The organism is Shewanella abyssi, from assembly GCF_023284025.1.
In the GTDB taxonomy this organism is placed as follows: Bacteria; Pseudomonadota; Gammaproteobacteria; order Enterobacterales; family Shewanellaceae; genus Shewanella; species Shewanella abyssi.
Window position 1 is genome coordinate 1 of the sequence record NZ_JAKIKR010000059.1, and the last position, 26,628, is coordinate 26,628.

General features: G+C 45.0%; 21 protein-coding genes. 10 read left to right on the forward strand and 11 right to left on the reverse strand.

Translation table 11 applies throughout. The features are described from left to right. Positions 1 to 255 precede the first annotated feature (255 nt). The 4 genes from L2755_RS18895 to L2755_RS18910 form a co-directional block, all read right to left on the reverse strand. Complete coding sequence (locus tag L2755_RS18895) at positions 256 to 1,755, reverse strand: CoA-acylating methylmalonate-semialdehyde dehydrogenase (protein ID WP_248982234.1); 1,500 nt, start codon at positions 1,753 to 1,755, stop codon at positions 256 to 258. A 206-nt stretch (positions 1,756 to 1,961) separates the two neighbouring features. Continuing rightward, a complete protein-coding gene (locus tag L2755_RS18900; protein WP_248982235.1) occupies positions 1,962 to 3,152 on the reverse strand; it encodes a thiolase family protein in 1,191 nt (396 codons plus the stop codon). 446 nt (positions 3,153 to 3,598) lie between these two features. Continuing rightward, positions 3,599 to 4,546, reverse strand: coding sequence for a homoserine O-acetyltransferase MetA (metA, locus tag L2755_RS18905; RefSeq protein WP_248982236.1), 948 nt, complete (start codon positions 4,544 to 4,546; stop codon positions 3,599 to 3,601). Positions 4,547 to 4,615: 69 nt separating this feature from the next. Beyond that, on the reverse strand, positions 4,616 to 5,017 hold the full coding sequence (locus tag L2755_RS18910) for a YbaY family lipoprotein (protein WP_248982237.1): 402 nt from the start codon (positions 5,015 to 5,017) through the stop codon (positions 4,616 to 4,618). Positions 5,018 to 5,233: 216 nt separating this feature from the next. On the opposite strand from L2755_RS18910, the gene L2755_RS18915 reads away from it, so the two are divergent. After that, a complete protein-coding gene (locus tag L2755_RS18915; RefSeq protein ID WP_248982253.1) occupies positions 5,234 to 6,001 on the forward strand; it encodes an SDR family NAD(P)-dependent oxidoreductase in 768 nt (255 codons plus the stop codon). A gap of 94 nt (positions 6,002 to 6,095) precedes the next feature. Here the strand turns inward: L2755_RS18915 and L2755_RS18920 are convergent, their stop codons facing one another. The 3 genes from L2755_RS18920 to L2755_RS18930 form a co-directional block, all read right to left on the reverse strand. After that, entirely contained in the window at positions 6,096 to 6,500 is a 405-nt protein-coding gene (locus tag L2755_RS18920) for a YbaY family lipoprotein (protein WP_248982238.1), read from the reverse strand. 39 nt (positions 6,501 to 6,539) lie between these two features. After that, positions 6,540 to 7,409, reverse strand: a complete 870-nt coding sequence (gene tesB, locus L2755_RS18925; RefSeq protein WP_248982239.1) for an acyl-CoA thioesterase II — start codon at positions 7,407 to 7,409, stop codon at positions 6,540 to 6,542. 66 nt (positions 7,410 to 7,475) lie between these two features. Then, complete coding sequence (locus tag L2755_RS18930; RefSeq protein ID WP_248982240.1) at positions 7,476 to 8,375, reverse strand: SDR family NAD(P)-dependent oxidoreductase; 900 nt, start codon at positions 8,373 to 8,375, stop codon at positions 7,476 to 7,478. 338 nt (positions 8,376 to 8,713) lie between these two features. Here L2755_RS18930 and L2755_RS18935 point away from each other — a divergent pair, with 338 nt between their 5' ends. After that, positions 8,714 to 9,595, forward strand: coding sequence for a 1,4-dihydroxy-2-naphthoate polyprenyltransferase (locus L2755_RS18935; protein ID WP_248982241.1), 882 nt, complete (start codon positions 8,714 to 8,716; stop codon positions 9,593 to 9,595). A gap of 83 nt (positions 9,596 to 9,678) precedes the next feature. On the opposite strand, the gene L2755_RS18940 is transcribed toward L2755_RS18935, so the two are convergent. Next, positions 9,679 to 11,082, reverse strand: a complete 1,404-nt coding sequence (locus tag L2755_RS18940) for an ammonia-forming cytochrome c nitrite reductase subunit c552 (RefSeq protein WP_248982242.1) — start codon at positions 11,080 to 11,082, stop codon at positions 9,679 to 9,681. Between the two features lie 102 nt (positions 11,083 to 11,184). Next, positions 11,185 to 12,396 (reverse strand): NnrS family protein, encoded by a 1,212-nt coding sequence (locus tag L2755_RS18945; RefSeq protein WP_248982243.1) that lies wholly within the window; start codon positions 12,394 to 12,396, stop codon positions 11,185 to 11,187. A 385-nt stretch (positions 12,397 to 12,781) separates the two neighbouring features. Here L2755_RS18945 and L2755_RS18950 point away from each other — a divergent pair, with 385 nt between their 5' ends. The 3 genes from L2755_RS18950 to L2755_RS18960 all read left to right on the forward strand — a co-directional run bounded on the left by L2755_RS18950 (position 12,782) and on the right by L2755_RS18960 (position 15,747). After that, on the forward strand, positions 12,782 to 12,982 hold the full coding sequence (locus tag L2755_RS18950; protein WP_248982244.1) for a carbon storage regulator: 201 nt from the start codon (positions 12,782 to 12,784) through the stop codon (positions 12,980 to 12,982). A 216-nt stretch (positions 12,983 to 13,198) separates the two neighbouring features. Then, positions 13,199 to 13,816, forward strand: coding sequence for an NAD(P)H-dependent oxidoreductase (locus L2755_RS18955; protein WP_248982245.1), 618 nt, complete (start codon positions 13,199 to 13,201; stop codon positions 13,814 to 13,816). A 2-nt stretch (positions 13,817 to 13,818) separates the two neighbouring features. Further along, on the forward strand, positions 13,819 to 15,747 hold the full coding sequence (locus L2755_RS18960) for a monovalent cation:proton antiporter-2 (CPA2) family protein (protein ID WP_248982246.1): 1,929 nt from the start codon (positions 13,819 to 13,821) through the stop codon (positions 15,745 to 15,747). A gap of 113 nt (positions 15,748 to 15,860) precedes the next feature. Here L2755_RS18960 and hpf read toward each other — a convergent pair whose 3' ends face one another. Continuing rightward, a complete protein-coding gene (gene hpf, locus L2755_RS18965) occupies positions 15,861 to 16,217 on the reverse strand; it encodes a ribosome hibernation-promoting factor, HPF/YfiA family (protein ID WP_248982247.1) in 357 nt (118 codons plus the stop codon). A gap of 718 nt (positions 16,218 to 16,935) precedes the next feature. Between hpf and L2755_RS18970 the strand changes: the two genes are divergently transcribed. The 5 genes from L2755_RS18970 (at position 16,936) to L2755_RS18990 (ending at position 22,556) form a co-directional block, all read left to right on the forward strand. Further along, entirely contained in the window at positions 16,936 to 17,247 is a 312-nt protein-coding gene (locus L2755_RS18970; RefSeq protein ID WP_346348107.1) for a hypothetical protein, read from the forward strand. A gap of 2 nt (positions 17,248 to 17,249) precedes the next feature. Beyond that, entirely contained in the window at positions 17,250 to 18,902 is a 1,653-nt protein-coding gene (locus L2755_RS18975; protein ID WP_248982248.1) for a PepSY-associated TM helix domain-containing protein, read from the forward strand. A 4-nt stretch (positions 18,903 to 18,906) separates the two neighbouring features. After that, positions 18,907 to 19,233 (forward strand): DUF3325 domain-containing protein, encoded by a 327-nt coding sequence (locus tag L2755_RS18980; protein WP_248982249.1) that lies wholly within the window; start codon positions 18,907 to 18,909, stop codon positions 19,231 to 19,233. A 295-nt stretch (positions 19,234 to 19,528) separates the two neighbouring features. Beyond that, positions 19,529 to 20,032, forward strand: a complete 504-nt coding sequence (locus L2755_RS18985) for a hypothetical protein (RefSeq protein ID WP_248982250.1) — start codon at positions 19,529 to 19,531, stop codon at positions 20,030 to 20,032. A gap of 286 nt (positions 20,033 to 20,318) precedes the next feature. After that, positions 20,319 to 22,556, forward strand: a complete 2,238-nt coding sequence (locus L2755_RS18990; protein WP_248982251.1) for an acyl-CoA dehydrogenase — start codon at positions 20,319 to 20,321, stop codon at positions 22,554 to 22,556. Between the two features lie 105 nt (positions 22,557 to 22,661). Here the strand turns inward: L2755_RS18990 and L2755_RS18995 are convergent. Then, positions 22,662 to 26,628, reverse strand: a 3,967-nt coding sequence (locus L2755_RS18995; RefSeq protein ID WP_248982252.1) for an Ig-like domain-containing protein, incomplete at its 5' end; no start/stop codon positions are given.

The following is a 26,628-nucleotide window of genomic DNA, read 5'->3' on the forward strand; positions in this document are numbered from 1 at the left end:
CCCTAAGCCTTGGACTAGATCCAAGGTAATTGACAGTATTGTTTACGGTACCGTATACAGTAAACAATACTGTCAATTACCTTGGATCTAGTCCAAGGCTTAGGGTCTCTAGCTAACGGCGGCCTCTACGACTATCGTTGCTGACCTCTATTCATTATTTGGGTTGTTATTCTTGTTCAATTTAAGCTCGCTTGATAAACGGCGATTTCAAATGAACATTGCCACCTAAAAATAGGTGGCAATTGGCTGATATTATTACTTAAGGTCGATTGTCATGTTGGGGGCTGACGCTACCGCTATGTCGGACTCAAACCAACGAGCAGTGATGGTTTTAGTTTCGGTATAGAAACGCACTGCTTGCTTACCGTATGCATGTTGATCGCCATAGAAACTGCCCTTCCAACCGGTAAATGAGAAGAAAGGTAACGGCACTGGAATTGGCACGTTAATACCGACTTGACCCACTTCTATCTCATGCTGGTATTTACGCGCTGCAGCGCCACTGGCGGTAAAGATAGCGGTACCGTTGCCGTAAGGGCTATTGTTAACAATCTCAATAGCTTCCTCCAATGACTCGGCGTTCATACAGCAAAGTACTGGACCAAAAATTTCCTCTTTATAGACACTCATTTCGGTGGTGACTTTGTCGAACATGGTTGGACCAATCCAGTTGCCGGTCTCATAACCTGCAACCGTAAAGTCGGTGCCATCAAGTAAGCAATCAGCGCCCTCTTCGATTCCTTGTGCAATAAGACTCACAACGCGTTGCTTAGCCGCTGGGCTAATAACCGGGCCGTAGGCTGCATCTTTATCATCCCAAAGACCGGGTTTAACTTTTGAAATTGCCTCTTTAAGCTCAGGGATCCACTCTTTAGCGGCGCCAACAAAAACGGCAACCGACAACGCCATACAACGCTGACCCGCAGCGCCAACTGAAGCACCAACAAGGTTATTGATCACTTGCTGCTTATTGGCATCAGGCATAATGACGCAGTGGTTTTTAGCCCCGGCAAATGCTTGCACACGCTTAAGGTTATCGGTACCTGTCTTGTAGATGTATTGACCAACATTGACTGAGCCTACAAAAGAGATGGCTTTGATGTCCGGATGGCGCAATACAATATCAACAGCCGTTTTGTCACCATGAACCAGCTGGATAACACCTTTTGGCGCACCCGCTTCGACAAACAACTCAATAAGACGTTGTGGCGTCATTGGATCTTGCTCAGACGGCTTAAGAATAAAGGTGTTACCGCAAGCGACTGACAATGGGAACATCCACAGTGGGATCATCGCTGGGAAGTTAAACGGTGTAATACCCGCGCAAACCCCAAGCGGCTGGGTGTAGCTATAGGTATCGATTGAACGCGCCACGTTCTCTACCGTTTCGCCCATCATCATTGAAGCAATATTACATGCATGTTCAGCCACTTCGATTCCACGCCAAACATCACCTTTGGCATCATCAAACGTCTTACCTGTCTCTTGTGCCAGGATAGTCGCTATCTCATCATGATGCTCTTTTAGCAGATGCTGATATCGAAGCATCACCCGTGCACGCTCAGAAACCGGTACCTCTTTCCAGGTCTTGAAAGCGGTTTTTGCGCTGGCAATAGCGGTTTCAACTTCGCTTGGTAATGCCGCATTCACCACGGCAATCGTTTCGTTATTCGCGGGGTTGGTCACGGCAATCTGCTGCTCGCCATTACCTAAGATCCATTCGCCATCGATGTAATGCTTAACTTGAATAGTCATATCGCTTCCTATTTATCATCGCCTATCTTTGATAGTGATGAGTAAAATGATGATTTAACTGCGGCCATTATTATTTTATTTTGCGAAACATCACTGCCGGGCACTGATGTTTACCGCTGGCTCACCCTTAAATCGAGTCTTGTTGAATACGGTTTATCTGTTGTTAAAAACCGCCAAAGTTAACGGTTTACAGTTCAATTAACGGTTTATAGTTCAATTGCCATCGCTGTTGCTTCGCCGCCACCAATACATAGCGACGCAACGCCTTTGTTTAGACCGCGCGCTTTCAGTGCATGGATTAAGGTGACCAGCAAACGAGCACCAGAGCAGCCTATTGGGTGACCCAATGCACATGCACCGCCATTGACGTTGACCTTTTCAATATCAAGTCCAAGTTCTGATACTGCCAACATCGTGACCATGGCAAACGCTTCGTTTATCTCAAATAGGTCAACCTCTTCCTTGCTCCAGTTCACTTTATCTAACAGCTTATTCATCGCCCCAACTGGTGCGGTAGTGAACATTGAAGGCTCTTGTGCATGGGTCGTGTGGCCTTTAATAGTTGCCATCACGTCAAGACCTAATTCAGCGGCTTGTGCGCGGGTCATTAGCATCACTGCTGCCGCTCCGTCTGAAATTGAGCTGGAGTTTGCTGCGGTAATCGTGCCGTCTTTCGCAAATGCGGGGCGTAGTGTTGGGATTTTGTCTGGGCGGGCATTACCGGGTTGTTCATCGGTGTTGACCACGATATCGCCGCGGCGATTAGCCACCGTGACGGGAGTGATTTCCGCTTCGAAAGCACCGGTATTAATCGCAGCATTGGCTTTCTCTAATGAACTCAGTGCAAAATTATCCATCTGCTCGCGGGTCAATTTAAAATCATCGGCGGTGTTTTGAGCAAATGTGCCCATAGCGCCACCGGTGTAGGCATCTTCTAAGCCATCAAGGAACATGTGATCTAACACCTTGCCATGACCCATGCGCATGCCACCACGGGCTTTGTCGAGTAGATATGGCGCTTGGCTCATATTTTCCATACCACCAGCGATAACAACATTTGCACTACCGGCTCTTATTAAGTCATGGGCCAGCATCACGGTTTTCATACCTGAACCGCATACTTTATTGACCGTTGTAGCACCGACAGATAGCGGCAGTTCAGCACCTAGAGTGGCTTGACGCGCTGGCGCTTGACCAAGGCCTGCAGGTAATACGCAGCCCATGAGCACTTCATCTACCTGTTCACCTTTCAAGCCACTGTGCTGCATTAACCCTTTAATCGCAGTCGCTGCAAGTTTTGGCGAAGCGACGCTTGAAAGTGCCCCCTGAAACCCACCCATAGGGGTGCGTTTAGCGGCAACAATAACGATATCTTGGTTTAACAGATCTGAACTCATATATACTCCAGTATGACTTTAAGGCTTACTTTCATGCTCGGCTAGCGATTTACGTTAAGTTGATAAAGTAGATTTATTACAATCTTTACAGATACCTACCAGACACTTACACATGAAATAAAAATACAATATTTCCGTAAAACCGCTAACGACAAAAATGTGATCTCGCTCAACATTTCCACACTGTGACGTTTACGCGAACGTAAAGCAAGCCTTGATTGGTCAAACCCATACCAAAGTATACTGTTGCGATGTCACTTAGGATTTACACAGAAGGTGTACAGCAGAAAGTACGGCCGCAAAAATGGCGCTAAGCAACATTTTTTACGAAAGAAAAGAGGTTTTGTAGAGGGGAGTATTACTTGCTGTTCTCATAAAGCTGAGGCAACAAAAAACCGATACCCAAATAGATATCGGTTCAGCTATAACTATGATGGCTATAAACGTTACAGCACTTCAGTTTCCCAAGGGGGTCCTCCGTTCAAGTCATCCAAGTTGTAAGGCGTTAACTGATAAACATAGTAGTTGAGCCAGTTACTGACTAACAAACTGCCATGACTGTGCCAGCGGGCAATGGGCTGTTGATTGGGGTCATCATTGCTAAAGTAGTTCTGTGGCACCTCAGGCGATCCCCCTTGGGACAAGTCCCTTTGGTACTCATCTTTCAATGTCGACTTGTGATACTCAGGGTGACCCATAACAAACAAATTACGGCTATTTTTACTGAGTACCATGTATGCGCCCGCTTGCTGGGATTCTGTTAATACCTGTAGCTCAGGATGCGCCTTGATCTGCTGGATATTCATTTCGGCAAAACGAGAATGTGGCGCGTAAAATTCGTCATCAAAACCACGTAGTAATGGGAAATGTTCACAAGTTCGTGTGTGGAGAAATACCCCAGAACGCTTAGATTTCAGCAGTGTACGATTGAGGCCAAACAGGTGGTACAGCGCAGCATGGGCAGCCCAACATAAAAACAATACCGATGTGACATGTTGCTGTGACCAATCAATAATCTCTCTTATGTGATCCCAATAAGAGACATCTTCAAATTCAACCTGACCTAACGGCGCTCCTGTAATGATAAGACCATCATAATTTTTACTGCGTACTTGCTCAAAATCACGATAGAAATTATTCATGTGATCAATCGAGGTATGTTTTGACTCCTTGTCATGGATGCGCAACAGATCAACATCAATCTGCAGTGGCGTGTTACCCAATAAACGCAGCAGTTGGGTTTCTGTTTCAATCTTGTTTGGCATTAGATTGAGGATCAGCACTTTCATTGGACGAATGTCCTGATTCGCAGCGCGCGTTTCAGACATTACAAAAATATTCTCAGACTCCAAGATCTCTGCCGCGGGCAGATTGTCGGGGATTTTAACCGGCATACAGCGCCTCTTATTTAATGAGAGTAATAACAGAAAGAGGCGCCGGTAAACCTTGCATCACAAGTTGGTTTAGTGCGCTACCTTCTGTAATAGAACCGACATAGGCTCACTAGAGGCTAAATCAACTCTATAAGCTTGTTCGTTGATAAATATAAGTTTGTCGTTAAGGCTAATATGCGCCCCAACAGTATAAGTGTGTCCTTCCTCAAACTGATCTCGGTTGATCAAAAACTGAAAAGGCGTCGGCGTACTAACATCACTGCGTTCAAATTCAGCGATGTCCACCATAGGTGCATCCACCAATGAAACGTCCTGCACTTTAATGGTAATAACAGCTTCTGCTGGTAATGCTAGACGCTCCTTGTACCAAACCTCTCCTTGGATCTCGACCATCGCATTTGGGGTCGCACAGCCCGATAGTAAACCTGCTGTGACAATAAAAGAGATGACAGCCTTAAAACAATTTTTCATGTTAACGCTCCTAATAATACATTAAGACTTCTAGAAGTCTATATGTCTGTAGTTGAAATTTGTATGACTTTACGATGAATATCACAGCGATTAGCGAGTGTTCTCCTATTACGTTTGGCAGAACTCAGCACCCCTGTCACAGCAACAGACAATTAATCTTGTTCTAATACACTAATGTTCCTATGATAAGTGACCTATTTGAAGTCGAATATTCATATGACACAAGCAACTGCAATAATTGTGGGCGCAAGCTCATTACTCAGCCGTGAAATAGCAAAACAGCTTGCGGATGATGGTGTAGAGCTCGCCTTATTAGCACAAGATCCACAATCTCTTACTGAGTTTAGCCAATCGCTTCCTACCAAGGCTGAAGTATTTCCACTGCAAATAGATGATCCTCAAGCTGTTATTTCAACGCTTAATGCAGTGTGGCATTCTCTAGGCGGCGCCCATCTTGTGCTAGTCAATACAGGGTTAAATAGCTACGACCCTGAACTACCTTGGCAACCAGAGCAGGATATCATCACCGTAAATGTGCAGGGCTTTTCAGCCATATGCAATACAGCCTTTAGACTATTTCGCGATCAAGGTTATGGCCAATTAGCGGCGATTAACTCGATTGCAGGCTTAAGAGGTGGGCCAAACGTTGCCTATCATGCATCTAAAAGCTATGCAGAAAACTATTTCGAAGGGCTGAGCATGCATGCACAGCGGCTGAAACTTCCGATTACCCTTACCGATATCCAATTGGGCTTGCTCGATAAGGCAGCCTTGCAGCAAAGCCGTATTTGGCTTTCTCCTCCAGCAGAAGTTGCCAGCCAAGTCATTAAAGCGATGAAAGCCGGTAAACGTAAAGCCTATGTCACTAAGCGCTGGCGTCTCGTAGCCTGGCTGACTAAATTGCTACCTGAGTTTATTTACAATACCCGTCATTGGAAAACTAAAGCACAGAAGCAAGCGGAAAAAGCGGCTAAAAAAGACTAGCAGTGCAGTGAATCGCTCTAGCTGTTATGGCTTAATGAATTAACAAAACGAAAAAGGAGCCTTTAGGCTCCTTTTTTAAACTTATAAATACCTGTTATGACCTCGGTGCCTGCACCGCTTTCATCACCACTTCAGTGGTGAACTTATTGTTGCTAATCACAGGGAAGCGATCATAAGTTTGGAATATCACTTTGCCTTTGTATTGAATCATTGCGACTACGCCATAATGAATTGAATCATCTATAGACGCGTCTGGTAATAAGAACTTAAACGGCACTGGCGCCCGTACAATGTTAAAGCTCTTCTGAGCAACAATAACCCCAGGCGTGTCTAAATCAATGATTGCGATCGTAATAGAACACCCCTCTGGCAGTGCCAACTTCTCCAGATAACCCGCTGCTCCATTGACCATTACAGGTGGGACTTCTTCTACGGTTACGCATGCGTTAAGTGTTAACAAACACAGTAAAACGGTCCACTTCTTTAATACTGAAATCATCTTTTCATCCTGAATATTTATCTTTTTAAATAGCGTGAGTTATGACTTTTTGCTGGTCATACGGATCAGACCTTCTTGGGTCGCTGAAGCCACTAATTGCCCCTGCTGATTGAAAAACTGTCCAGTCACAAAACCACGTCCACCACTGGCATTGGGACTTTCAATGCTATACAGCAGCCACTGACTTAAATCGAATGAGCGATGGAACCACATGGCATGATCTATGGTTGCCATACGCATACCTGGGGTTAGAAATGACACGCCGTGGGGTTGAGCTGCTGTCACCAAGAAATTAAAGTCCGCTGCATAGGCCAGTAGATAATCATGTACGCACAAGTTCTGTGGTACTTTGCCATTGGCACGGATCCAAACATGACGCACCGGCTCAGTGGCTTTACCCGCTAGCGGATTGCAGGGGTTAACCAAGCGCATCTCTATCGGGGTATCTGCCATAAACTTCTCTAACATCTTGGCAGGGACCTTGTCTTGCAGCGTCATCGCCAGCTCTTGCTGATTTAGTAAGCCGTCAGGTCCTGGCACTTCAGGCATAACAGCTTGATGCTCATAGCCCTCTTCCGCGCTTTGAAATGAGCAGGTCATATAAAATATCGGCCGACCTTTTTGAATCGCTTTGACGCGGCGGGCACTAAAACTACCCCCGTCTCGCATATTCTCGACGTCATAAATAATCGGTAACTTCTCATCACCAGCACGTAAGAAGTAGGAGTGCAGTGAATGCACTTTACGATCAGCTGAGACGGTTTGTTTCGCTGCGCTTAGGGCTTGGCCCATCACTTGACCGCCAAACACATGACCAAAACCTAAATCTTGGCTTTGTCCGCGAAATAACCCCTCTTCAATCTGCTCTAAAGAAAGTAAGGCGAGTAGATCATCTAATACTTGACTCATCGGAACCTAAACATGTGGCGACTATGACTGGCTAGCTTAACTCAAGACCCCCTTTCCTCGCCAGCTTTACTCTATATCGATATTACGTTGTTCTGCCGAGGCTTTCGCCCATGCTAACACCTGTGCTTCTCCCGATGAACGGCATCGATAGGGCTTAGCACGGTAGATCTCACCCCAACGGCTGTGAATGACTTCAGGTGTGCACTCTTCGGCAGTAAATCGACTCGCGCTAAACTCGACGAGTTCAGCTTGGCTAATCGCACCTGCTGCGGCAAAGATGTGTTTCCCAGACGGGCACTTGGAGCTGCACAGGTAAAGCATCACTGACAAGGCCGTCGTTTTTGAAAACAGTGGTCTAACGGCAGGAGCAAGATGCTGAGCTGTCATTTGGGTGACGGCATGGGGGGTAATCGTATTAACCGCAATACCAAACTCATTACCTTCAAGGTGAAGGCTATTAACCAAGCCTAGCAACGCCATTTTGCTCGCACTGAAGCTCGACTCATATACATCGCCAAAGATTGAACTGGCGCAGGTCATAATAATTCGACCGTAACCGCTAAGCTTCATGCTTGGCCATACAGCCTTAGTCATGTTAAAGCTGCCATGCACATCGACATCAAACTGGCGTTTCCACGTTTTCTCACTTAAGTGTTCAAACGGACATGAGTGATGGATACCGGCATTGTTGATTAAAATATCAACTTTCCCCCAGTCCAACAGCACATCATCAACCATCTGTTGCACCGCGGCAGAATCACTGACGTCTAAACAAAATACTTTCGTTTTGCCCCCCAATGCAGCGATTGCTTGAGCGCAGCCACGCAAACCAGCATCTTTTGAGGTTAATGGTTCACTATCTACAATGACAACTCGTGCTCCCCGCTCTGCTAACGCTATAGCATAAGCTCGCCCTAAGCCTGAAGCTGCACCAGTAACAATGGCGACTTGATGTTCAAAACGCATATCCCTAGACCCTCAAACGTTTTATGTAGGTTTTAGATGCAGACTTCCCTGTAATGCAATCAATAACTCCAAGTGTTCACAACCTAAGTATCGATACATCAATTCAAGCGCGATACTCAATATTGCATACAACACTTGTGGACAGGTGTGCGCTAGATCTAAAAATTCAAACCGCGCTGCTCATCAAAGCCTCAAGTTGACGATAATGTTAACTTAGACGCAATTTTCGACAGAAAACCCACTTTTTAGACGCTGCTAATTTTGCTATGATATAAGCTCTACACTTCTATGTTACGTCGTAATCCTGCGATATATACCTCTGTAAAGTAATAATAAAAATGAATCCTTGGATACTAGCAATACGCCCTCGTACCTTGCCTGCGGCGATTGGGCCATTATTGGTCGGTAATATTTTAGCCCTACAACTTGAACAATTCAGCGGGTTCATCGCTGTCACCTCTATGCTCTGTGCCGTGCTATTACAAATTGCGGTTAACCTAGCCAATGACTATTTTGACTTTAAAAGTGGTATCGATACGGCTGAGCGTGTCGGCCCAGTTCGAGTGACACAAAGCGGCTTATTAAGCCCAACAGCGGTGCGTAATGCAATGGTTTTATGTCTTGTATTAGCACTCATTGTTGGCTCATTTTTAATCGCCCATGGTGGATGGCCTATTGCTTTTCTAGCGGCGGCGGCCATTTTAGGTGCATTGGGCTATAGTGGTGGCCCCTACCCCCTTGCTTCCCATGGACTAGGTGAAGTTGCTGCATTTGTCTTTTTTGGACTTGTTGCCGTGGTCGGCAGTTATTTTCTGCAAGCCGGTACCACCAGTGGTAGTGCATGGCTACTCGGCTCGGCTATTGGTTTTCTTAATGCGGCTATTATGCTGGTTAACAACACCAGAGACATGGACACCGATATTAAGGCAGGCAAGAAAACACTTGCTGTACGTCTTGGTTTAGCGCAAGCACGTATTTTTTATCAGAGTTTTGTCTACTTACCTTTTGCCATTATCATTGCAGGTTTTTTGATGGGAGCACTCGCAGGTTTACCCGTGTTGCTGGCAGGTCTTGGGTTTATCTTGGCGCGTAGTCTATGCCGTGATTTTAACGAAGTCACAGGCGCTGCACTTAACCCTTTATTGGGACGCACAGCCAAACTCACCATGATTTTTAGCGCCTTGTTTAGCGCTGGGCTGATTATTGACTTACTCTTTTAGGCCTACTCACTGAAAAGACAAATAAAAAAGCCAGCTTATCTAAGCTGGCTCTTTAATGGGTGAAATCTTAAAACAGTAACGCTCTACTCGTAGCCGTGACGGCTCACTTCAGACCAATTCTTATCAACGTCTTCTTTGATAAATTTCTTCTTCGCTTCCGTTAGTTTTTCAAGCTCAATACCAACAGCTGCATGGGCTGCTGCTTTCGAGCTAATATCAGGGTAGCTAACACTCTTTACATCAAACTTCTTTAAGATTTCATCTAGTAAATGGCGCGCATAGTTAACTTGCTCAATTGAGGTATCAAGCAATGTATTACCCAATTCTGGGTTATGGGCGTATAAACCATGAGATGCCATAGCAAAGTCCCAACGCCATTGCGAATGACGAATAGCCATGATTGCATCGTTCATTTGCGACCAAGTTCCACCAGCATCCCACGCAGCAGCAGCTTCGTAATGAGCCTTTACCAATAAGCCTTCAACTTCACGTGCCTTGGCGTTAATCGTGGTTTTGTTATTCTCAAGTGCGCTAACAATTTTTTGCTCGCTCCTGTGGCAGCTTTGACAAACTTCATCAAAATGATCCAGCGCCTTACTCACTTTATGGCTAGTAAAGGTATTTCCTTTAGCATCTTTAGTTTCAGGCATATGACAAGTTATACAAGTGACCCCAGCATCAGCGTGCTTACTGCTGCTCCAGTGTTCAAACTCTGGATGACGTGCTTTTAAGATCGGGGTTTGAGAGATAGGGTGGATCCATTCGTAAAAACGACGGGTATCGTAGTACTTCTCTATATCGTCAACATTGTTACCAAATATCCATGGAATATTAACTTTGTTACTGCGCTCTGGCTGAAAATAGTAAGTCACATGGCACTGGCCACACACTTGGGCGCCTTTCATGTTGTTATCTTGCTTATCAAAAGGAAGATGCACTTTCGCCATCGCATCTTGAGCATGGGGGCGGGGTAAGGCCAATTCAGCTTTACCATCAACATGACAATCGGTGCAATACACTACGCTATTCACTTCAGTGCCAACATCGGTAAAGTTTTTGGCAGAAAAGCCTTCGATACCGAGCTCATTCATTAATCGCGGTACATCAGGTGTTTTACAGGTCCAGCAACTGGCTGACAACCCCTTGTCACCCGCTTTGGGCGGCACACCCGTGCGCAAAGTATGAGTCACATCCGCCACTGCAAAATGGTGACCGCGAGGGCTATGATACTCTTTGGCAAACGAAGAGCCTGCCCACAAGATGACAGCAGCAGGATAGCTTGCCAACATATCTTCGCGCTCTGTTTGCTCTGAAGTTTCTAACCAGCTTTTATACTGCTCTGGAAACTTCTCTTTTAAACTCGCATCGCGCGCAGCTTGCTCTTTTGCTGCAACACTGGGCTCTGAGGCTTGCGCTAAACTAGCAACGCTAGCCAAAGACACAAACAAAAAAGCACTGATCACTTTAGTTAACATTTTTACGCTCATCTAATTCTCTACTTACCTTAATGAATAGTGATATACCCAAGCCACTTCTAAATCCTAAATTTTGAGGTCGTTTGGGTATCAATCATATTTTAAATAACAGCCCTAACCTGGGCGTCCATCGATTCGTGGTTTTGACAGAATAGCTGCATAGTTCACCACAAACATAGCAAACGCTAAAGACCAAAATGCGCCCGCCATCCACAGCCACAAGGGGTATTGCTCGGGCGCAATGATTGGCATCAATGCTCTTAATATTGCAGCGATAGGAATACATAAAAAGGCAACCGTCATATTCGGACCTTCATAGATATTTCGGCTAGTGTGGCCAAGCGATACTCTTGAAATCATCGACAAGCAAATACCTGCTAATGTACCGATAGCAAATAGATGGATCAAATGACGGTACGCCATGGTGTCATGAATATTTGCAGCTAGCGCTAACAGGGTTATTGGCAAAAAGAGATACGCTATGTGTAGAGACCACAGCATAGGTTCTTTAAGGGTTTTGTGTGGGAACCAACGTAACCAACGAACAAGGTGTAGCACTCCGGCGATAAGCAATAGAGCTTGCTCAACCGCCGACGGCAACACTTTACTAATGGCTTGAATAACCAATGCGACCATAACGACAATAAGGCTTTTTTCAATCACAGCGATTGGCGTAGGTTTGGTTTGCTTAATTCTTATTGCTGTAAAAAACGGAATAACCCGCCCACCCACTATAGTGATAAGTAACCCCAGCCACCATATCATCGCTTGCCATATCTGTAGGCTCAGCGAAAAGTCTCTGGTGCTTAGCGCATAATAGCTAAGTAGGTTTATCGATAACGCGGCCACCAGCATGATGGGAAAGCCAATATTGTGCCATTGCTTCACTTTATAGACGCAACGCCAAAGCTTTAGCGCTGTTAGCCCTAAAAACAGTGAGTCAAATATTGCCGGCAACCACAAAGGAATAGACACCGGCAATAGCAACATCAATCTCGCTATCAACCAACAGCCAAAGGTGACAGCAAGAGCCCAGCCTTTCATGCCCGGTTGATTTGTCCACGTCTGCACTGATGTCAGCAAAAAACCACACACGATTGCCAGTGCAAAACCAAATAACATTTCATGAGGATGCCACCAAAGCGGCACCACTTTTACCCAGAAGTCGGTTTGAAACAGACTATGCTCAGGGTAAAACCAAGTCAGCAACCAGAGCGGTACAAACAACATAGCCACCAAGGCACCGCCTAAGAAAAAAGGTCTAAAACCTAAGCGAAACAGGGCGGGAATTTTTTCTGTTGCGGCGGGATCATCGATATTTAACATCACTTGCCTTATCTTTTAAAAAGCATTTTATATGTATCTTATGTAATAGCTTAAGTGTATCGGCCAAGAAATTTGATAACAATTGATATCTATACTGTTTTTTGCTTCTGTGAACTCTGTAGTTATCTCACTGATTTAATTATTCCTTTAGGGGTATTATTTCTAAACTAATTACACGCTCGAGCAGCCATAACCTGGCTAACCCTTGGCTGGCTAAATAAATCTGCAATAAATAATCATCTTTAGCTTGCGGTTTTCATTAATAAAATCGACTAAAAAAACTAATTTTAGCAGCCCAAAAGAGCAAATAAGCCTTTTTGCTGAGCCGCCTTAGTTTAAATATTAGTCTAGACTAGGAGCAGCAGTTCAAATACAAGGATGTATTATGTTAATTCTGACCCGCTCAGTGAACAGTGCGATTATTCTCAGTAATATCTACGATGAATATGGCAACTCTTTAGGCGAAATAGAGATCAATATTTTTAAAGATAACCGCATAGGTGTGAAAGCAGACAAATCCATTGATATCGTTCGCGCCGAAACCCTCCAAACCGAGCATTGCCAGCTTAAGGTAGAACGGGGATAAATCTAGCGTATGCTTGTTTGCAGACAAGCGTAATAACATAAACTAAGTATCAATGTGCATTCAAAGTTTATTAATGCATCTATACCCATCCTAACTGAAGATACCGAATTCTGTGGGAATTTAATGGGCTTTAATCAAGACGTTGATTGCCTCTAATGGCCGCTCTCTGTGCTAAATTAAATAACAGATAGTTAGGATGATTAAATTGGACGGACAATGGCTGATGCAACCAACAAGATCCTCGTACTCTACGCTCACCCCTCTCAAGAGCGTTCAGAGATCAATAAACCGCTATTTCGCGCCACCCAACAACAAGAAAATGTCACTGCTATTGATCTATATGCTGAATATCCCACATTTAGGATCAATATAGATAAAGAGCAGCAACAGCTTCGAGATCATGATGTGATCATCTTTATGTTTCCGCTTTACTGGTACTCCACACCCGCAATTTTAAAAGAGTGGCAAGATCTGGTACTCGAATATGACTTTGCCTACGGTGCAAACGGTAATGCCTTGGAGGGTAAAACCTTTATGTGCGCCATTAGTGCAGGCGGAAGTGAAACAGCCTACCAGGCTGATGGTTACAACCACTTTACATTGAGGGAGTTACTCCAGCCCCTAGAGCAAACAGCACGCCTTACCGGTATGACTTACCTTGCTCCTTTTGCGCTATTTTGCGCCCGCAGTGCTTTTGAGGAAAACCGTCTGCAATCACATATCGAAGATTGGCAAAGGATCTTATTAGCACTAAGTAATGGCACCCTAGATATTGCACAGGCAACCACACTTCCAAAGCTGAATGGAAACCTTAACACCTTGATAAAGGACTGATAATGACCGCTTATTTTATACAAGCTTTTATCTACCTATCGGCCGCCGTTATTGCCGTTCCTCTTGCTAAACGGCTAGGTTTGGGGTCTGTACTAGGATACTTGATTGCTGGTGTCGTCATTGGGCCAATAGCGGGCTTAGTGGGCAGTGAAACAAGTACCTTGCAGCACTTTGCCGAATTTGGCGTGGTGATGATGCTATTCCTCGTGGGGTTAGAGCTAGAACCTCGCATGCTGTGGAATATGCGCCACAAACTTATCGGCTTAGGGGGACTTCAAGTTGGATTATCGACATTAGTGGTGATGGGCATTGCATTCGCCTTCGGTTTCAATTGGAGTATTTCGCTTACGGTCGGTATGATTTTTTCACTGTCATCAACCGCGATTGTGCTGCAAACCTTTAATGAAAAGAACCTGACTAAAACAGAAGGCGGAAAAAACGCATTCTCTGTTCTACTATTTCAAGATATCGCCGTCATTCCTATGTTGGCGTTAATTCCACTGCTTGCTCTGCCAGAACTCATTGCAAAAGCACAGTCAGCCGCAGCCACTGCTGCAGAGCATCATGAAGAGATATCTTTAGTTGCAGGGCTCCCCGGTTGGGCCTATGGCATTGTGGTATTACTCGCAATAGCCATTGTGGTTGTCGGTGGACATTACTTAAGCCGCCCCCTGTTTCGTTACGTTGCAAGCTCTAAATTACGAGAGATATTTACTGCTGCAGCATTAATGCTAGTCATCGGTATTGCGGCGCTGATGAGCCTTGTGGGGCTATCTCCTGCCTTAGGCACCTTCTTAGCTGGCGTCGTGTTGGCTAACAGTGAGTTTAGGCATGAACTTGAGTCCGTAATAGAACCGTTTAAAGGTTTATTGCTCGGCCTGTTTTTTATCACTGTGGGGGCGGGTATCGATTTTGATGTACTTGCCAGCAATATTGCTCCAGTCATGACAATGACTTTAGGGGTTATTCTTATTAAAGTCACGGTGTTGCTGCTGCTGGCAATGATCTTTAAGATCAAAAATAGTGATCGCTGGTTGTTTGCTCTCAGCCTTGCACAAGCCGGCGAGTTTGGCTTTGTACTACTGAGCTATACCGTACAAAATCATGTTATTCCAGTCGATTTAGCGCAAATACTCTCTTTAGTGGTGGCGCTATCGATGTTCCTCACCCCTGGGCTGTTCATTCTGTTTGATAAAGTTATTTTACCTCGCTACGAACAAACAGAAAACACCCGAGCACCTGATGTTATCGATGAAAAAGGGACTGTTATCATTGCCGGCGTAGGTCGATTTGGCCAAATTGTGAATCGCCTTTTAGTGACTAATGGCTTTAAAACAGTGGTGCTAGATCATGAGGCTCAGCAAGTTGAAAACCTTAGAAAAATTAACACCAAGAGTTTTTATGGTGATGCTACGCAACCCGACTTATTACATACAGCAGGTATAGCGGAAGCCAAGATGTTGGTAATAGCCATTGATAATCCAGACCGAGCGGTCGAACTCACCGAATATATAAAACATACCTATCCAAACGTTATTGTTCTTGCCAGAGCCTTTGATAGAAGTAGCCTCTATCGACTGCGTAAAGCGGGTGCCGACTTTATGGTCAGTGAAACCTTTCACTCCGCGCTGCAGCTGGGTAAACACGCATTAACTAAACTTGGGGTTCATCCCTTTAAGGCTGAACAACAACGGGCGATATTTTTTGAGACAGAGATGGCCCATAAAGATACTCTCTATGAGTCTTGGAAAATGTTTGCAGAGGATGATAAACATATAGTCCACTACCGCGACATGTTCATTCAGTTGGAAGAGACATTAAGCGCCGCGATGAAGGATGAGCGCTATCGCAGCTTTTCAAAAATGGCGCGCGGCTGGACGCCACCGCCTAAAGAAAATCATACGGTATTTTCAAAATCTGAGGCCGACTAAGCAGCACAAAATCTCATATCAATTTTTAGCATATTACAAAAACGTAAGATATAAAAAAGCCCTCGCGCTAATTATTTATAGCTGCGAGGGCGTTATATCTAAAGACGGCTACGTTAGCTTAAGTTCATCTCTTGAACTTTTTCATGGGCAATCTCTGGAGTAGTAACAACTGGCTTTGAATGTAGATCAGCCTTCAGTTGGCCTTTACGATGCTTTAGTGCCGCATCGAGTTTTTTAGCGGCGCTGGTAATTGCTGGATACATAACAGCATCATTACCAGACGATGATATTCGACTTCCCTCGTAATTGGTTCTAATTTCAACCTGGAATTCGCTATGCTCTTTAGAAATAATAATATCGAGTGCGATCAGGGTTGGAAAATGACTCTCTATCTTCGAAAACTTCTCTTGGACATGCTGCCTAACAACATCAGTTACTTCAACGTGGTGACCAGAAAGATTTATTTTCATAGGTTTTCCTTTTTACAATGACTTCTCTTAATACATTTGGGGTTAGCGCGCCAAATTACAAGCTTTATTAATAAAAATTTATCTCAATAATTGCTCACAAAAAACACATACACCGCTGTAGCCCACTATCCATCAGTAAAGTCAAAAATTAATATTTTCAGTTTTTCATTAAAATGTCATTTAGCTATGGTTAAAACATATACTAACTGAGTAATTACTGACTCACGCGCCAAAAAGCAATCAGTCGCGCGCTTAATTACCTTCTACAAATTTAGACAAAAAAAACAGTTTTAGCTGGGTTTTTATCACGTTTTTAGCAAAAAATTTAAAATTTATTTACTGCTCGTTATGACATCAATCACTTAGCGTAACCACTCAACATTCGTTAACCTTGTTTGCACGGAACACTGCCGATTTAGGACCTAGGCCTGTTAGGATGAGGATATATTCCCGTTTCAGTAACATCAAGATACATATTTAGCGGCTTTGGGTGCGACGGTTTGCCCTTCTTAAACCCATCCTACTTGAAGGTCCAGGATTCAGGTAAGATGGTATAAACTGGAAAATAGCAAGCCTGCAGTTTTTGCGACATATATCTCAAGATTGTCATCTTTACACTTAAATGCGAATAAAAATAGTTATCAATAGCGCTGTTTAATGTAAAATATTCACCTATTTTATAAAGATTAGGCGCAACGTTAATGACGCCTGATATTAGGTGGCAGTCTCATTGGTCTCACTTTACGCTAATTTCAAGCATTTGATTCGCTCGCAGGTTTTCAATATTAGCTCGCGCACGCTAGCCGCTATCTTCGCTGGTTATCTTTTAGCGGCAACCGCCTGTGGCTTGCTTGCGCTTATCCTGCCGCTTGTCGCCATTCAAAGCACATTGACCGCAATGATGCTGTCATTTTCTATCTATGCTGCTGCAGTCATTTGGGTATTTAGCGTTAAACATCACCTGCTAGCATGGCGAGACTTGCTCACGTTGAGCGGCCTTTTTTATCTGATTATTTTGCTGGTAAGTTAACAATGAAAGAAAATTTCTTCCGTAGCATGACATGGCTGCACACTTGGGTTGGCTTGCTGGTTTGTTGGGTACTTCTACTGATATTTTTCGCCGGAACAATGAGTTATTATCGCCATGATATTAGCCTGTGGACTAAGCCTGAACTGCACCAAAATGTGATACAAGATTACGACGCCAGCCAAGTTGAAATCGAGCTAAATAGAGCCCAAAACTACCTGAGACTACACGCGAATGGTGCCCGTGATTGGCGCATCAGTTTTCCGACGGATCGTAAACCCTATCTAAGTTATAGCTGGCAAACTCAGCCAGAAGAGGGGCAGCGTCGTGGTAAGTTTACCGAACATGTTGTAACCCAAGGGCAAGACCAGGTCATCACCGATGTCCGTCAAACAAAAGGCGGTAACTTCTTCTATCGATTACATTTTGACCTGCATTATATGCCGGCCAAAATAGCGCGATGGATTGTCGGTTTCTGTACCATGTTTATGCTGATTGCATTAATCAGCGGTATCGTCATTCATAAACGGATCTTCAAAGACTTCTTTAGCTTTAGACGCAACAAAGGCAGCCGTGCTTGGCTCGATGCTCACAATGTGAGTTCAGTGCTCGCTCTGCCTTACCACTTGATGATCACCTATACCGGACTCGTTACCTTGATGGCGATGTATATGCCATGGGCTGTCGTCACCGCGTATGATGGTGATAGAAAGGCTTTTAGCCAAGAGTTAAGGCCTAGCCGCGTGCAAGTAAAGCCAGTAGGTGAAGCCGCCGACACCATTAAGTTAGCGTCGCTACTTCCTCAGGTTCGTGAATTACTGGGCAACATCCCAATTAGGCAAGTTGTCGTCAGCAATCCTGGCGATAAAAACAGTCGAGTCAGCGTCTATAAAGATACCGCAGAAGCGGTAACAGATAGAAGAATCGCTATTATTTTCGATGCTGTAGATGGCTCTCTTTTAAGTAAAGGAGTCGAGCCTGATTCTGGCGCTCAGAATACCCATGACACCTTAATCGCACTGCATACCGGCCGTTTTTCAGAGCCTGTATTAAGATTGTTTTTCTTTCTCTGTGGCGTGATGGGCTGCGCCATGATTGCCACTGGCACCCTACTCTGGGCAAATAAAATTCGCCAGAAACAGCATAAGCTGATTAACCAGGGCGAAAAAGCTAGCGTTGGGCTGCGCTTAGTCGAAGGGTTAAATCTGACTTTTATTGCCGGTTTACCTCTGGCTGCAAGCGCCTTTTTCTACGCGAATAGGCTATTACCACTCGATATGCTCAACCGCGCACAATGGGAAGCCAATAGCTTTTTCATCGCATTGGCTGGTGTTGCTGTTATCGCCTGCTTTAAACGAACACTGCCAGTATGGCGCTATGTGTTGGCGTTATCGGGCACAAGCTTAATTGCCATACCGCTGCTCAATGCAATGACCTCTAATAGTGATCTGCTGAGCAACATTAACCAAGCACAATGGTCTTTAGTGGGTTTCGACAGCATGTGCCTGGTGATAGGACTTAGCATTTTGTTTGCCCGAACCAAACTGGTAGCAGGGATAATTAAACAGCCTACAGGTCGCCGGCCTGTTAGCCATCCTCAAAGCATGAAACAGTCGCTATTGACTCAAACAACTGCCATTGCCAGAAAAGAGGCTTGATAAGATGATGTTGAGTTTATTGGGGTTTAGTTACATCGCATTTTGCTTACTAGCGTTAGCCATGTTCTCTCACCATCGGGTCGTTTTAGGTAAAGCTCCGAGTGAGAAGTTGAGCCGCGCTTTGTCTATCGCGGGCTGGATTGGGCTCGCGTTAACTTATTGGGGCTGCATTGTCGGTCAAGGTATTGCCTATGGCAGCATTATCTATTTTGGCGTACTTGCGGGATCTGGCCTGCTAGTCATTTTGACTCTGAGTTATCACGCGAAATTGATGCCCTACGCTATGGCTTTAACGGCGATATTTAGCACGACATTACTTGCCATTTCTTAGCGTTATCAATTCAGCTAATGACCATTAGCTTATATCTCTAAGCTAATGTCACTGAGCCAGTATAAAGGAGCCAAGATAATGGCTTGAGCTTTATCTCAGAAACAAACGTCTAAAGTCTCAAACATCGTCTCAGCTCGCATAATCAAAGCAAAATAGACCATAAACTTACTGAGCTTGCTAAACTGCCACCGCATTAGTACTAGTAAATTTACCTGTTTACCCTTGGTTCAGTTCACATTCAGTTTTAATGGCTTAAAATACTGTCTATTAAGCTAATTTCGATGATTGAGGTTTTATGCAAGTTTCACAATCGCTACCCAATACTGCAAGTCAGTCCACCGCGCTTAGCAGTCCAAATCTACCGCAAAGCAGTGCCAGCAGTCAGTCGCAACTAGTCAATAACAGCAAACCTCAACCAAGCACGCCTGCAGTGCCTGTCGACACAGCGACATTGTCTAGCAACGCAATTGAATTATCGGCGCAAGATAACGCTGCTAAAAAAGCTTCATCGGCAGCCAATGAAGCGGAGATCTTGCCTGTAGAGCCAAAGTTACCCAATGAAGGTGAGAAAGTTGATGACTACGTCGACTATAAAAAGGCCAAAGCTCAATATCAATTTTATGCCGATATCGCCGGAGTGGCAACAGACAGCAAAAGTATCACCCCAGCGTCTGCTTACTACCTATCTAACAATGATGATGCACGAGCAGCTGTGGTCAATAGTAAAGCCCAACAGCAACAAGTAACAGTAATGCAGACCTATGTGGAAACCACACAAAGCATTAGTGTTTATAGCTAGAAACTGATTCGAACAGCTATGCAACGCTATCTAGCAAACTCCCCTTATGGGCCCCCAGTACAAGTAGTTCACACCAGAGTAATTTGATTTAAATCAATTAATTCATATCATTATAAAAATAATTCAATTCCAGCGTACACGCGTAAGCTTATGAAACGTTTATAGTTAATGTTGATATTTAGTTCAAAAATCCAAACGGGTGTTTAAATTTATCGTTTGAAAAGTTGATCTAGCACCCATTTTGTGACGTAATGTGACCCACACTTCTGGTCGGACGAGCATAAAAATGAGCATAAGAACTAAACTAAAAAAAGTACTACCAAGCATCTCTACCACTGAGCAAGAGGCACTCGACGCTGGTGATGTATGGCTAGAGGGTTCTATCTATCAAGGTGTTCCTGATTTTGCTGCTCTGCGCGATATTCCGGTTGCCACCTTGTCCGCTGATGAACAAGCCTTTCTAGAGGGCCCAGTGCAAACCTTAATAGAGATGGTTGATGACTTCGAAATTCAGCGCAGCACACATCTACCAGAAAACATTCTTAACTTTTTAAAAGAGAACAAGTTCTTCTCTCTTATTATTCCAAAATCATTCGGTGGTCTTGAGTTTAGCCCCTACGCCAACTCAACCATTGTTGGTACTATCGCCGCTAAAAGCTCTACCGTTGCTGTTACCGTTATGGTGCCTAACTCATTAGGCCCTGGCGAGTTGTTGATGCATTACGGTACCTCACAGCAGCAAGATTACTGGTTACCACGCCTTGCTAAAGGACAAGAGATCCCCTGTTTTGCCCTAACGAGCCCAGAAGCGGGTTCTGACGCTGGCGGTATTCCAGATATAGGCACCGTGACCATGGGTGAATATGAAGGCAAGCAAGTACTCGGTTTAAGTGTTACCTGGGACAAGCGCTATATCACGTTGGCCCCTATCGCAACTGTGCTAGGTCTTGCCTTTAAAGTCGAAGATCCCAACGGATTACTCGGCGGTAAAGAAAGTCTTGGCATTACCTGTGCGTTGATCCCTAAGTCTCATTCTGGCGTGCAGCTAGGTAATCGCCATGACCCAATGGGGATGAGCTTCTACAACGGTACGACTCGTGGCGAAAACGTATTTATCCCAATGGACTTCATCATTGGTGGCCAGAAAAATATCGGTCGCGGCTGGGCAATGCTAGTTGCATGTCTCGGCGCTGGGCGCGGTATTTCACTGCCCGCACTGGGGGTATCGGTTGGCCAGTGTGCATTTAAATCATCGGCTGAGTACGCCGCGGTGCGTGAGCAATTTGGTTTATCGATTGGTAAATTCGAAGGTATTCAAGAGAAACTGGCTGACATTGCCGGTAAAACATACCTACTGGAGTCAATGCGAGTACTCACTACCGAAGGCTTAGGGCTAGGTTTAAAGCCGTCGGTTGTGACTGCAATTGCAAAGTATCACATGACAGAGCTTGGCCGTGACGTACTTGATTCTGCGATGGATATTCAAGCCGGTAAGGCGATTCAAAATGGTCCACAAAATACCTTGGCCTCGGGTTATATCGCCCAGCCCATTGCCATTACCGTGGAAGGCGCCAACATTCTTACCCGTAACCTAATGATTTTCGGTCAAGGCGTTATGCGTTGCCATCCATATTTACAAAGTATGGTTGAGTCTATCCACTCCAATGAAAAACAAGCCGATAAAGAGTTCAACAGTATTTTACGTAAAACCGTTGGTTACAGTGTTGGCAACAGTTTACGTGCATTCAAACTCGGTTTGCTGCCTTTCACCGCTTCTGCAAATTCCAAACTTGCAGAAGTGAAACCCTATGAGCAATCTGTGCATAAACTAGCGTCAAAGTTAGCCGTCTATGCCGATTTCTCACTACTGGTACTGGGCGGAAAGTTAAAGCAAGCAGAGATGCTATCAGCCCGTTTAGGCGATGTGATGAGCTATCTCTATGCAGCAATGGCGTCTATCCGTTACTACGAGCAAAAGCTACCTGCTGAGCAGCGTGCTGATGCGGCGCCATACTTCCATTACGCAACGCGTTGGTCACTATGCCAAGCCGAAAAAGCGCTATTGGACTTTTTAGATAACTTCCCATCATCTTCTACACGTAAGTTCATGCGTCTTATTACGCTAACTTATTCACCGAAGATGCTGAAAATCAATGATGACTTGGTGCGTGAACTTGCTAAGCAAGCGCAGTTAAATACTGAGTTTAAGAAGAACCTAACCCACTTGGTTAAGCCTGTTGCGGGCGATGGTAACTACATCAATGAACAAGCCTATCTAGCCAAGATGGATTGTTTGCCACTGTTAGCTAAAGTGAAAAAAGCCATTAGAGCACGTACCTTTAAGCCCGGTATCAGGTTCTCACTAACACTCGATGCAGCACTTGAGGCCAAAGTGATCAATGACAGCGAGCACCAGCAGCTGCAGGACTATAACCTAAAGCGTGAACGTGCTATCCGCGTCGATGAGTTCGATTTTGATATGAACCTCATCGTTGATAAAGCCGATCTAAAAATCGCTAACTAGTCGTTAATTACGCCCAGTTCATCGTTAAAAAAATGGCCGTTTTGTGAAAACAAAACGGCCATTTTTATTTGTGCAGCGAATACAGCAACAAAGCTAGCTAAAAGATTAGTCCCCAAACCTGCTGGTGAATTGTAAGCCTACAACCCATACATCTTCAGCGTAGGAAACCCATTCAAGTGCCAAACCGTTATCTTGATTAAACCCATAATATAGCCCTGCACCAACTGCAAATTGTTGATCGCTGTTATCGTCAATATTGAGAGGGCCAGCTGTTTTGGTTTCTAGCCAACTGATCCCCGCTAAGCCGTAGAGTTCAAAACCTGAATCATTAAAGATAGCTGCTTGATATTGCGCAAATAGCGCCGCGCCTCTGTAGTCAATCTCAGCATTAAGGCTGCCATTTTGACTTAAATCTACTTGGCCTAACTCAACGCCACGTAATTTAAGCCACCAGTTTTCTGTAAAACCATAGCCAAGCTCAAGATTGTAAGATAGGTCGTAATCATTATCTTTATCGACTTCGATGTAAAATGTTGGTTCAAGATTTACGGCACCGACCCCCGCACCAATCGAATACTGTGCATGAGCAGGTACAACACACGCTAAAGTCACTAGCATAAAGACCGATATAGCGCTTACTGCCCTTACTTTTCTCTGCCGAGCCATAGCTAACATCAGCAATGCAATAAGACTGGCAAAATTGATAGCGCCGCCACCAGTAATCGTTTTACCATCAGGCCCATTGTTGTTGCTGATATCCTCGCCATCATTGATACCGTCATTATCAGAGTCAACATCTAAATGATCTGCTATGCCGTCATTATCAGTATCTAACATTTCTCTATCATCCCTGACTCCATTACCATCACTATCGATGCCTGAAATGACACCATTAACATCATGATCAACACCGTCATCAATGCCATCAGCATCGGCATCAAAACCTGTATAGAACGCATGTTGTGGGTTTTCATCAACATCAAGAATTCCATCGCCATCATCGTCGTCATCAGCATGGTTAGCATAACCATCACCATCGAGATCAGGTAAGCTACCGAATGCGCCAACAGCACCATCAATGATATCGACAAGCCCATCATGATCCATATCGATAGTATCGTCTAATCGTCCATCCTGATCTGCATCCATCTCAAGGGGTAAGCCGAAGTTAATTAAATCAAAGACTTCACCGTCACTCTTTAACTGAAGGAAATCAGGCTTGGTATCACTATTGGTGTCGATAAGCATCTCTATTGTGCTAATCATACTCTCAGGATCATCATTAAACCCATTGCTATCGGCATCCTCAAGCCCTGCTTCTAATACATCAGCAACACCGTCATTATCAGAATCTAAGTCAAGATGATTTGCGCTGTGATCTTGGTCAAAGTCAAGTTCTGCCAATACTTCAATCACTGCAGCTATTGATGCAAGGTTGTCATCAACGCCGTCAAAGTTAATGTCGACTCGCCCATCATCTATTTGATTATCTCCATCAACATCGGCATCGAAGAAGTCGATAATGCCGTCTTCGTCAGCATCAGCAACCCCTTTGCTTGTCGATATCGAGCTGCTCGAAGCTGAACTTATGCCAGATTTGGCGTTTGGTTTGACGTTTGAGCTACTACTTTCAGTTGCTAATAATATGGAGACAGAAAACTCAGTAGCATCGCTAATACCATCATTATCAGAATCAGCATCATTGGCGTCATTCATTCCATCGCCGTCGGTATCGACATCACTCTCAACCAGATTAGGTATACCATCACCATCGCTGTCTTGCCCCAGAAGAATGAGTGCGATTAACGCTTCAATTTCCGCGACCTCATCAACATCAGCAGCAGAGTAATTAGCCACTGCATTATTGAGCAGAGCCAAAATACTCTCTAGCTGCTCTAATGTTGCATTACTGACTCCGGCATCAAGATAAACCTGAGCAAGTAAATCTGCAGTGTCACCATCTAACTCTGCAAAATCACTAATGAGTGAAAGTGCATGTTCAGGAATAGTCTTCACCATTGCCGTTATCTCTGATGAGACAGTCTCAGTTCTACCCGCATCATCGATATAAGTCGCTATAACCGAGATAGCTTTACCCGCCTCTTCACTCGTCAACACATAGAAATCATCCCCAGAGCCAATACTCATGCTTTGCTCATTCACATGACTGAACCATTGATAGTTTGCAGCGGGCTCGGTTATGCCATCAATATCATCAATCACGGCTGTAATGGTTTGCTCAACAACTTTATAGCCATCAATGCGCACACTACCCGGACTGTTAGTTGGATAGGCGAAGTTAGTTGATTGCAGGTTACCGTTTTCAGCACTGTCTGCAACGACATCGGCAGGTAACTGAACCAAGACATCTTGACCGACAGATGTCACAGCGCCTTTGAGTACATATCTATCTTCTTCCCCCGTTAAACTTAACGCTACGCCGTTCTCAATTTGAAAGTCCTCTAACGTCAACCCAGTGATTTGCTCTGTAAAGAGCAACTCTAAAGCAAACTCTTCACGCTCCTCCATTGCCATCAGCGACAAGGTCACTTCAGGTTTAACACTATCGAAATTAACCTTGAACAATTCCGACGCTAGGCTAAATCGGCCACTCTTATCGGCCGCGGCACTCTCTCTAATTAATAGTGACACCTCTCCTTGTTCGATAGGGGTCACTAGAACGCTATAGCTAAGCCCCTCACCGCTCCACTGAGATAAGGTCGCATTGGTCTGCTCAATACCGGAGATGTCAAAGCCTGCAACCTCCTCACTGAAGCGCAAATTAGCGGTAAATGCACTATTGATGTCTCCCGTAGCTCCGTTAATTACAACGGTTGGCGGCGTATCATCATAAATAATGCTGAGTTGCTCAGCGGCAGTATTGCCGTTACTGGCAGAGTCCACAGCGGCATCTGCAGCCACATCAACCGTGACATTGCCTGCGGCTGTCGGGGTGATGGTTGCACTATAACTTGCACCTGAGCCACTGAAGCTAGTGACCGATGCATTGCTTGCCGCAATATCGGAAGCGTCAAAACCAGTAACCGACTCACTAAAGCTGAAGCTTGCGGTAAAGGCAGCATTGATATCACCGCTGGCACCTGAAATAGTCACACTTGGCTGGCTGGCATCATAAGTCGCGATTAACTGCGCCGCGGCGGTATTGCCGTTATTGGCCGAATCCATTGCAACGTTTGCTGCCACATCTACTGTGACGCTACCTGCAACAGTAGGAGTAATGGTTGCGCTATAACTTGCGCCGCTACCACTGAAGTTAGTGACCGATGCGTTGGATACCGAAATATCACCAATTGCAAAACCAGTAACCACTTCACTAAAGCTGAAGCTTGCGGTAAAGGCGGCATTGATATCACCCGAAGCGCCGCTAATGGTGACACTTGGCTGACTGGCATCATAGGTCACGGTTAACTGCACCGCCGCGGTATTGCCGTTATTTGCCGAGTCCACTGCAGTATCTGCAGCAACATCCACCGTCACATTGCCTGCGGCAGTCGGCGTAATGGTTGCGCTATAACTTGCGCCACTACCACTGAAGTTAGTGACCGATGCATTGCTAGCTGCAATATCACCAATTGCAAAACCTGTAACCGATTCACTGAAGCTGAAGCTCGCGGTAAAGGCGGCATTGATATTACCCGAAGCACCAGTGATCGTAAGACTTGGTCGGCTGGCATCATAAGTCGCCGTTAACTGCGCCGCCGCGGTATTACCGTTATTGGCCGAGTCGATTGCTACGTTTGCGGCCACATCCACTGTCACGCTACCTGCAGCAGTAGGGGTAATGGTTGCGCTATAACTTGCGCCGCTACCACTGAAGTTAGTGACAGATGCATTGGATAGCGAAATATCACCAATCGCAAAACCAGTAACCGATTCACTGAAGCTGAATGTTGCGCTAAAGGCGGCATTGATATCACCGCTGGCACCGCTAATGGTGACGCTTGGTCGGCTGGCATCATAAGTCGCCGTTAACTGCGCCGCCGCGGTATTACCGTTATTGGCCGAGTCGATTGCTACGTTTGCGGCCACATCCACTGTCACGCTACCTGCA

Coding starts and splice junctions, on each gene's coding strand:
- L2755_RS18950 (WP_248982244.1), top strand. CDS start 12,782: ATGTTAATTCTGACCCGCTCAGTGAACAGTGCGATTATTCTCAGTAAT.
- L2755_RS18940 (WP_248982242.1), bottom strand. CDS start 11,082: ATGAGCGTAAAAATGTTAACTAAAGTGATCAGTGCTTTTTTGTTTGTG.
- L2755_RS18960 (WP_248982246.1), top strand. CDS start 13,819: ATGACCGCTTATTTTATACAAGCTTTTATCTACCTATCGGCCGCCGTT.
- L2755_RS18985 (WP_248982250.1), top strand. CDS start 19,529: ATGCAAGTTTCACAATCGCTACCCAATACTGCAAGTCAGTCCACCGCG.
- hpf (WP_248982247.1), bottom strand. CDS start 16,217: ATGAAAATAAATCTTTCTGGTCACCACGTTGAAGTAACTGATGTTGTT.
- L2755_RS18920 (WP_248982238.1), bottom strand. CDS start 6,500: ATGATTTCAGTATTAAAGAAGTGGACCGTTTTACTGTGTTTGTTAACA.
- L2755_RS18955 (WP_248982245.1), top strand. CDS start 13,199: ATGGCTGATGCAACCAACAAGATCCTCGTACTCTACGCTCACCCCTCT.
- L2755_RS18990 (WP_248982251.1), top strand. CDS start 20,319: ATGAGCATAAGAACTAAACTAAAAAAAGTACTACCAAGCATCTCTACC.
- L2755_RS18930 (WP_248982240.1), bottom strand. CDS start 8,375: ATGCGTTTTGAACATCAAGTCGCCATTGTTACTGGTGCAGCTTCAGGC.
- L2755_RS18915 (WP_248982253.1), top strand. CDS start 5,234: ATGACACAAGCAACTGCAATAATTGTGGGCGCAAGCTCATTACTCAGC.
- tesB (WP_248982239.1), bottom strand. CDS start 7,409: ATGAGTCAAGTATTAGATGATCTACTCGCCTTACTTTCTTTAGAGCAG.
- L2755_RS18900 (WP_248982235.1), bottom strand. CDS start 3,152: ATGAGTTCAGATCTGTTAAACCAAGATATCGTTATTGTTGCCGCTAAA.
- L2755_RS18895 (WP_248982234.1), bottom strand. CDS start 1,755: ATGACTATTCAAGTTAAGCATTACATCGATGGCGAATGGATCTTAGGT.
- L2755_RS18980 (WP_248982249.1), top strand. CDS start 18,907: ATGATGTTGAGTTTATTGGGGTTTAGTTACATCGCATTTTGCTTACTA.
- L2755_RS18935 (WP_248982241.1), top strand. CDS start 8,714: ATGAATCCTTGGATACTAGCAATACGCCCTCGTACCTTGCCTGCGGCG.
- L2755_RS18945 (WP_248982243.1), bottom strand. CDS start 12,396: ATGTTAAATATCGATGATCCCGCCGCAACAGAAAAAATTCCCGCCCTG.
- L2755_RS18975 (WP_248982248.1), top strand. CDS start 17,250: ATGAAAGAAAATTTCTTCCGTAGCATGACATGGCTGCACACTTGGGTT.
- metA (WP_248982236.1), bottom strand. CDS start 4,546: ATGCCGGTTAAAATCCCCGACAATCTGCCCGCGGCAGAGATCTTGGAG.
- L2755_RS18910 (WP_248982237.1), bottom strand. CDS start 5,017: ATGAAAAATTGTTTTAAGGCTGTCATCTCTTTTATTGTCACAGCAGGT.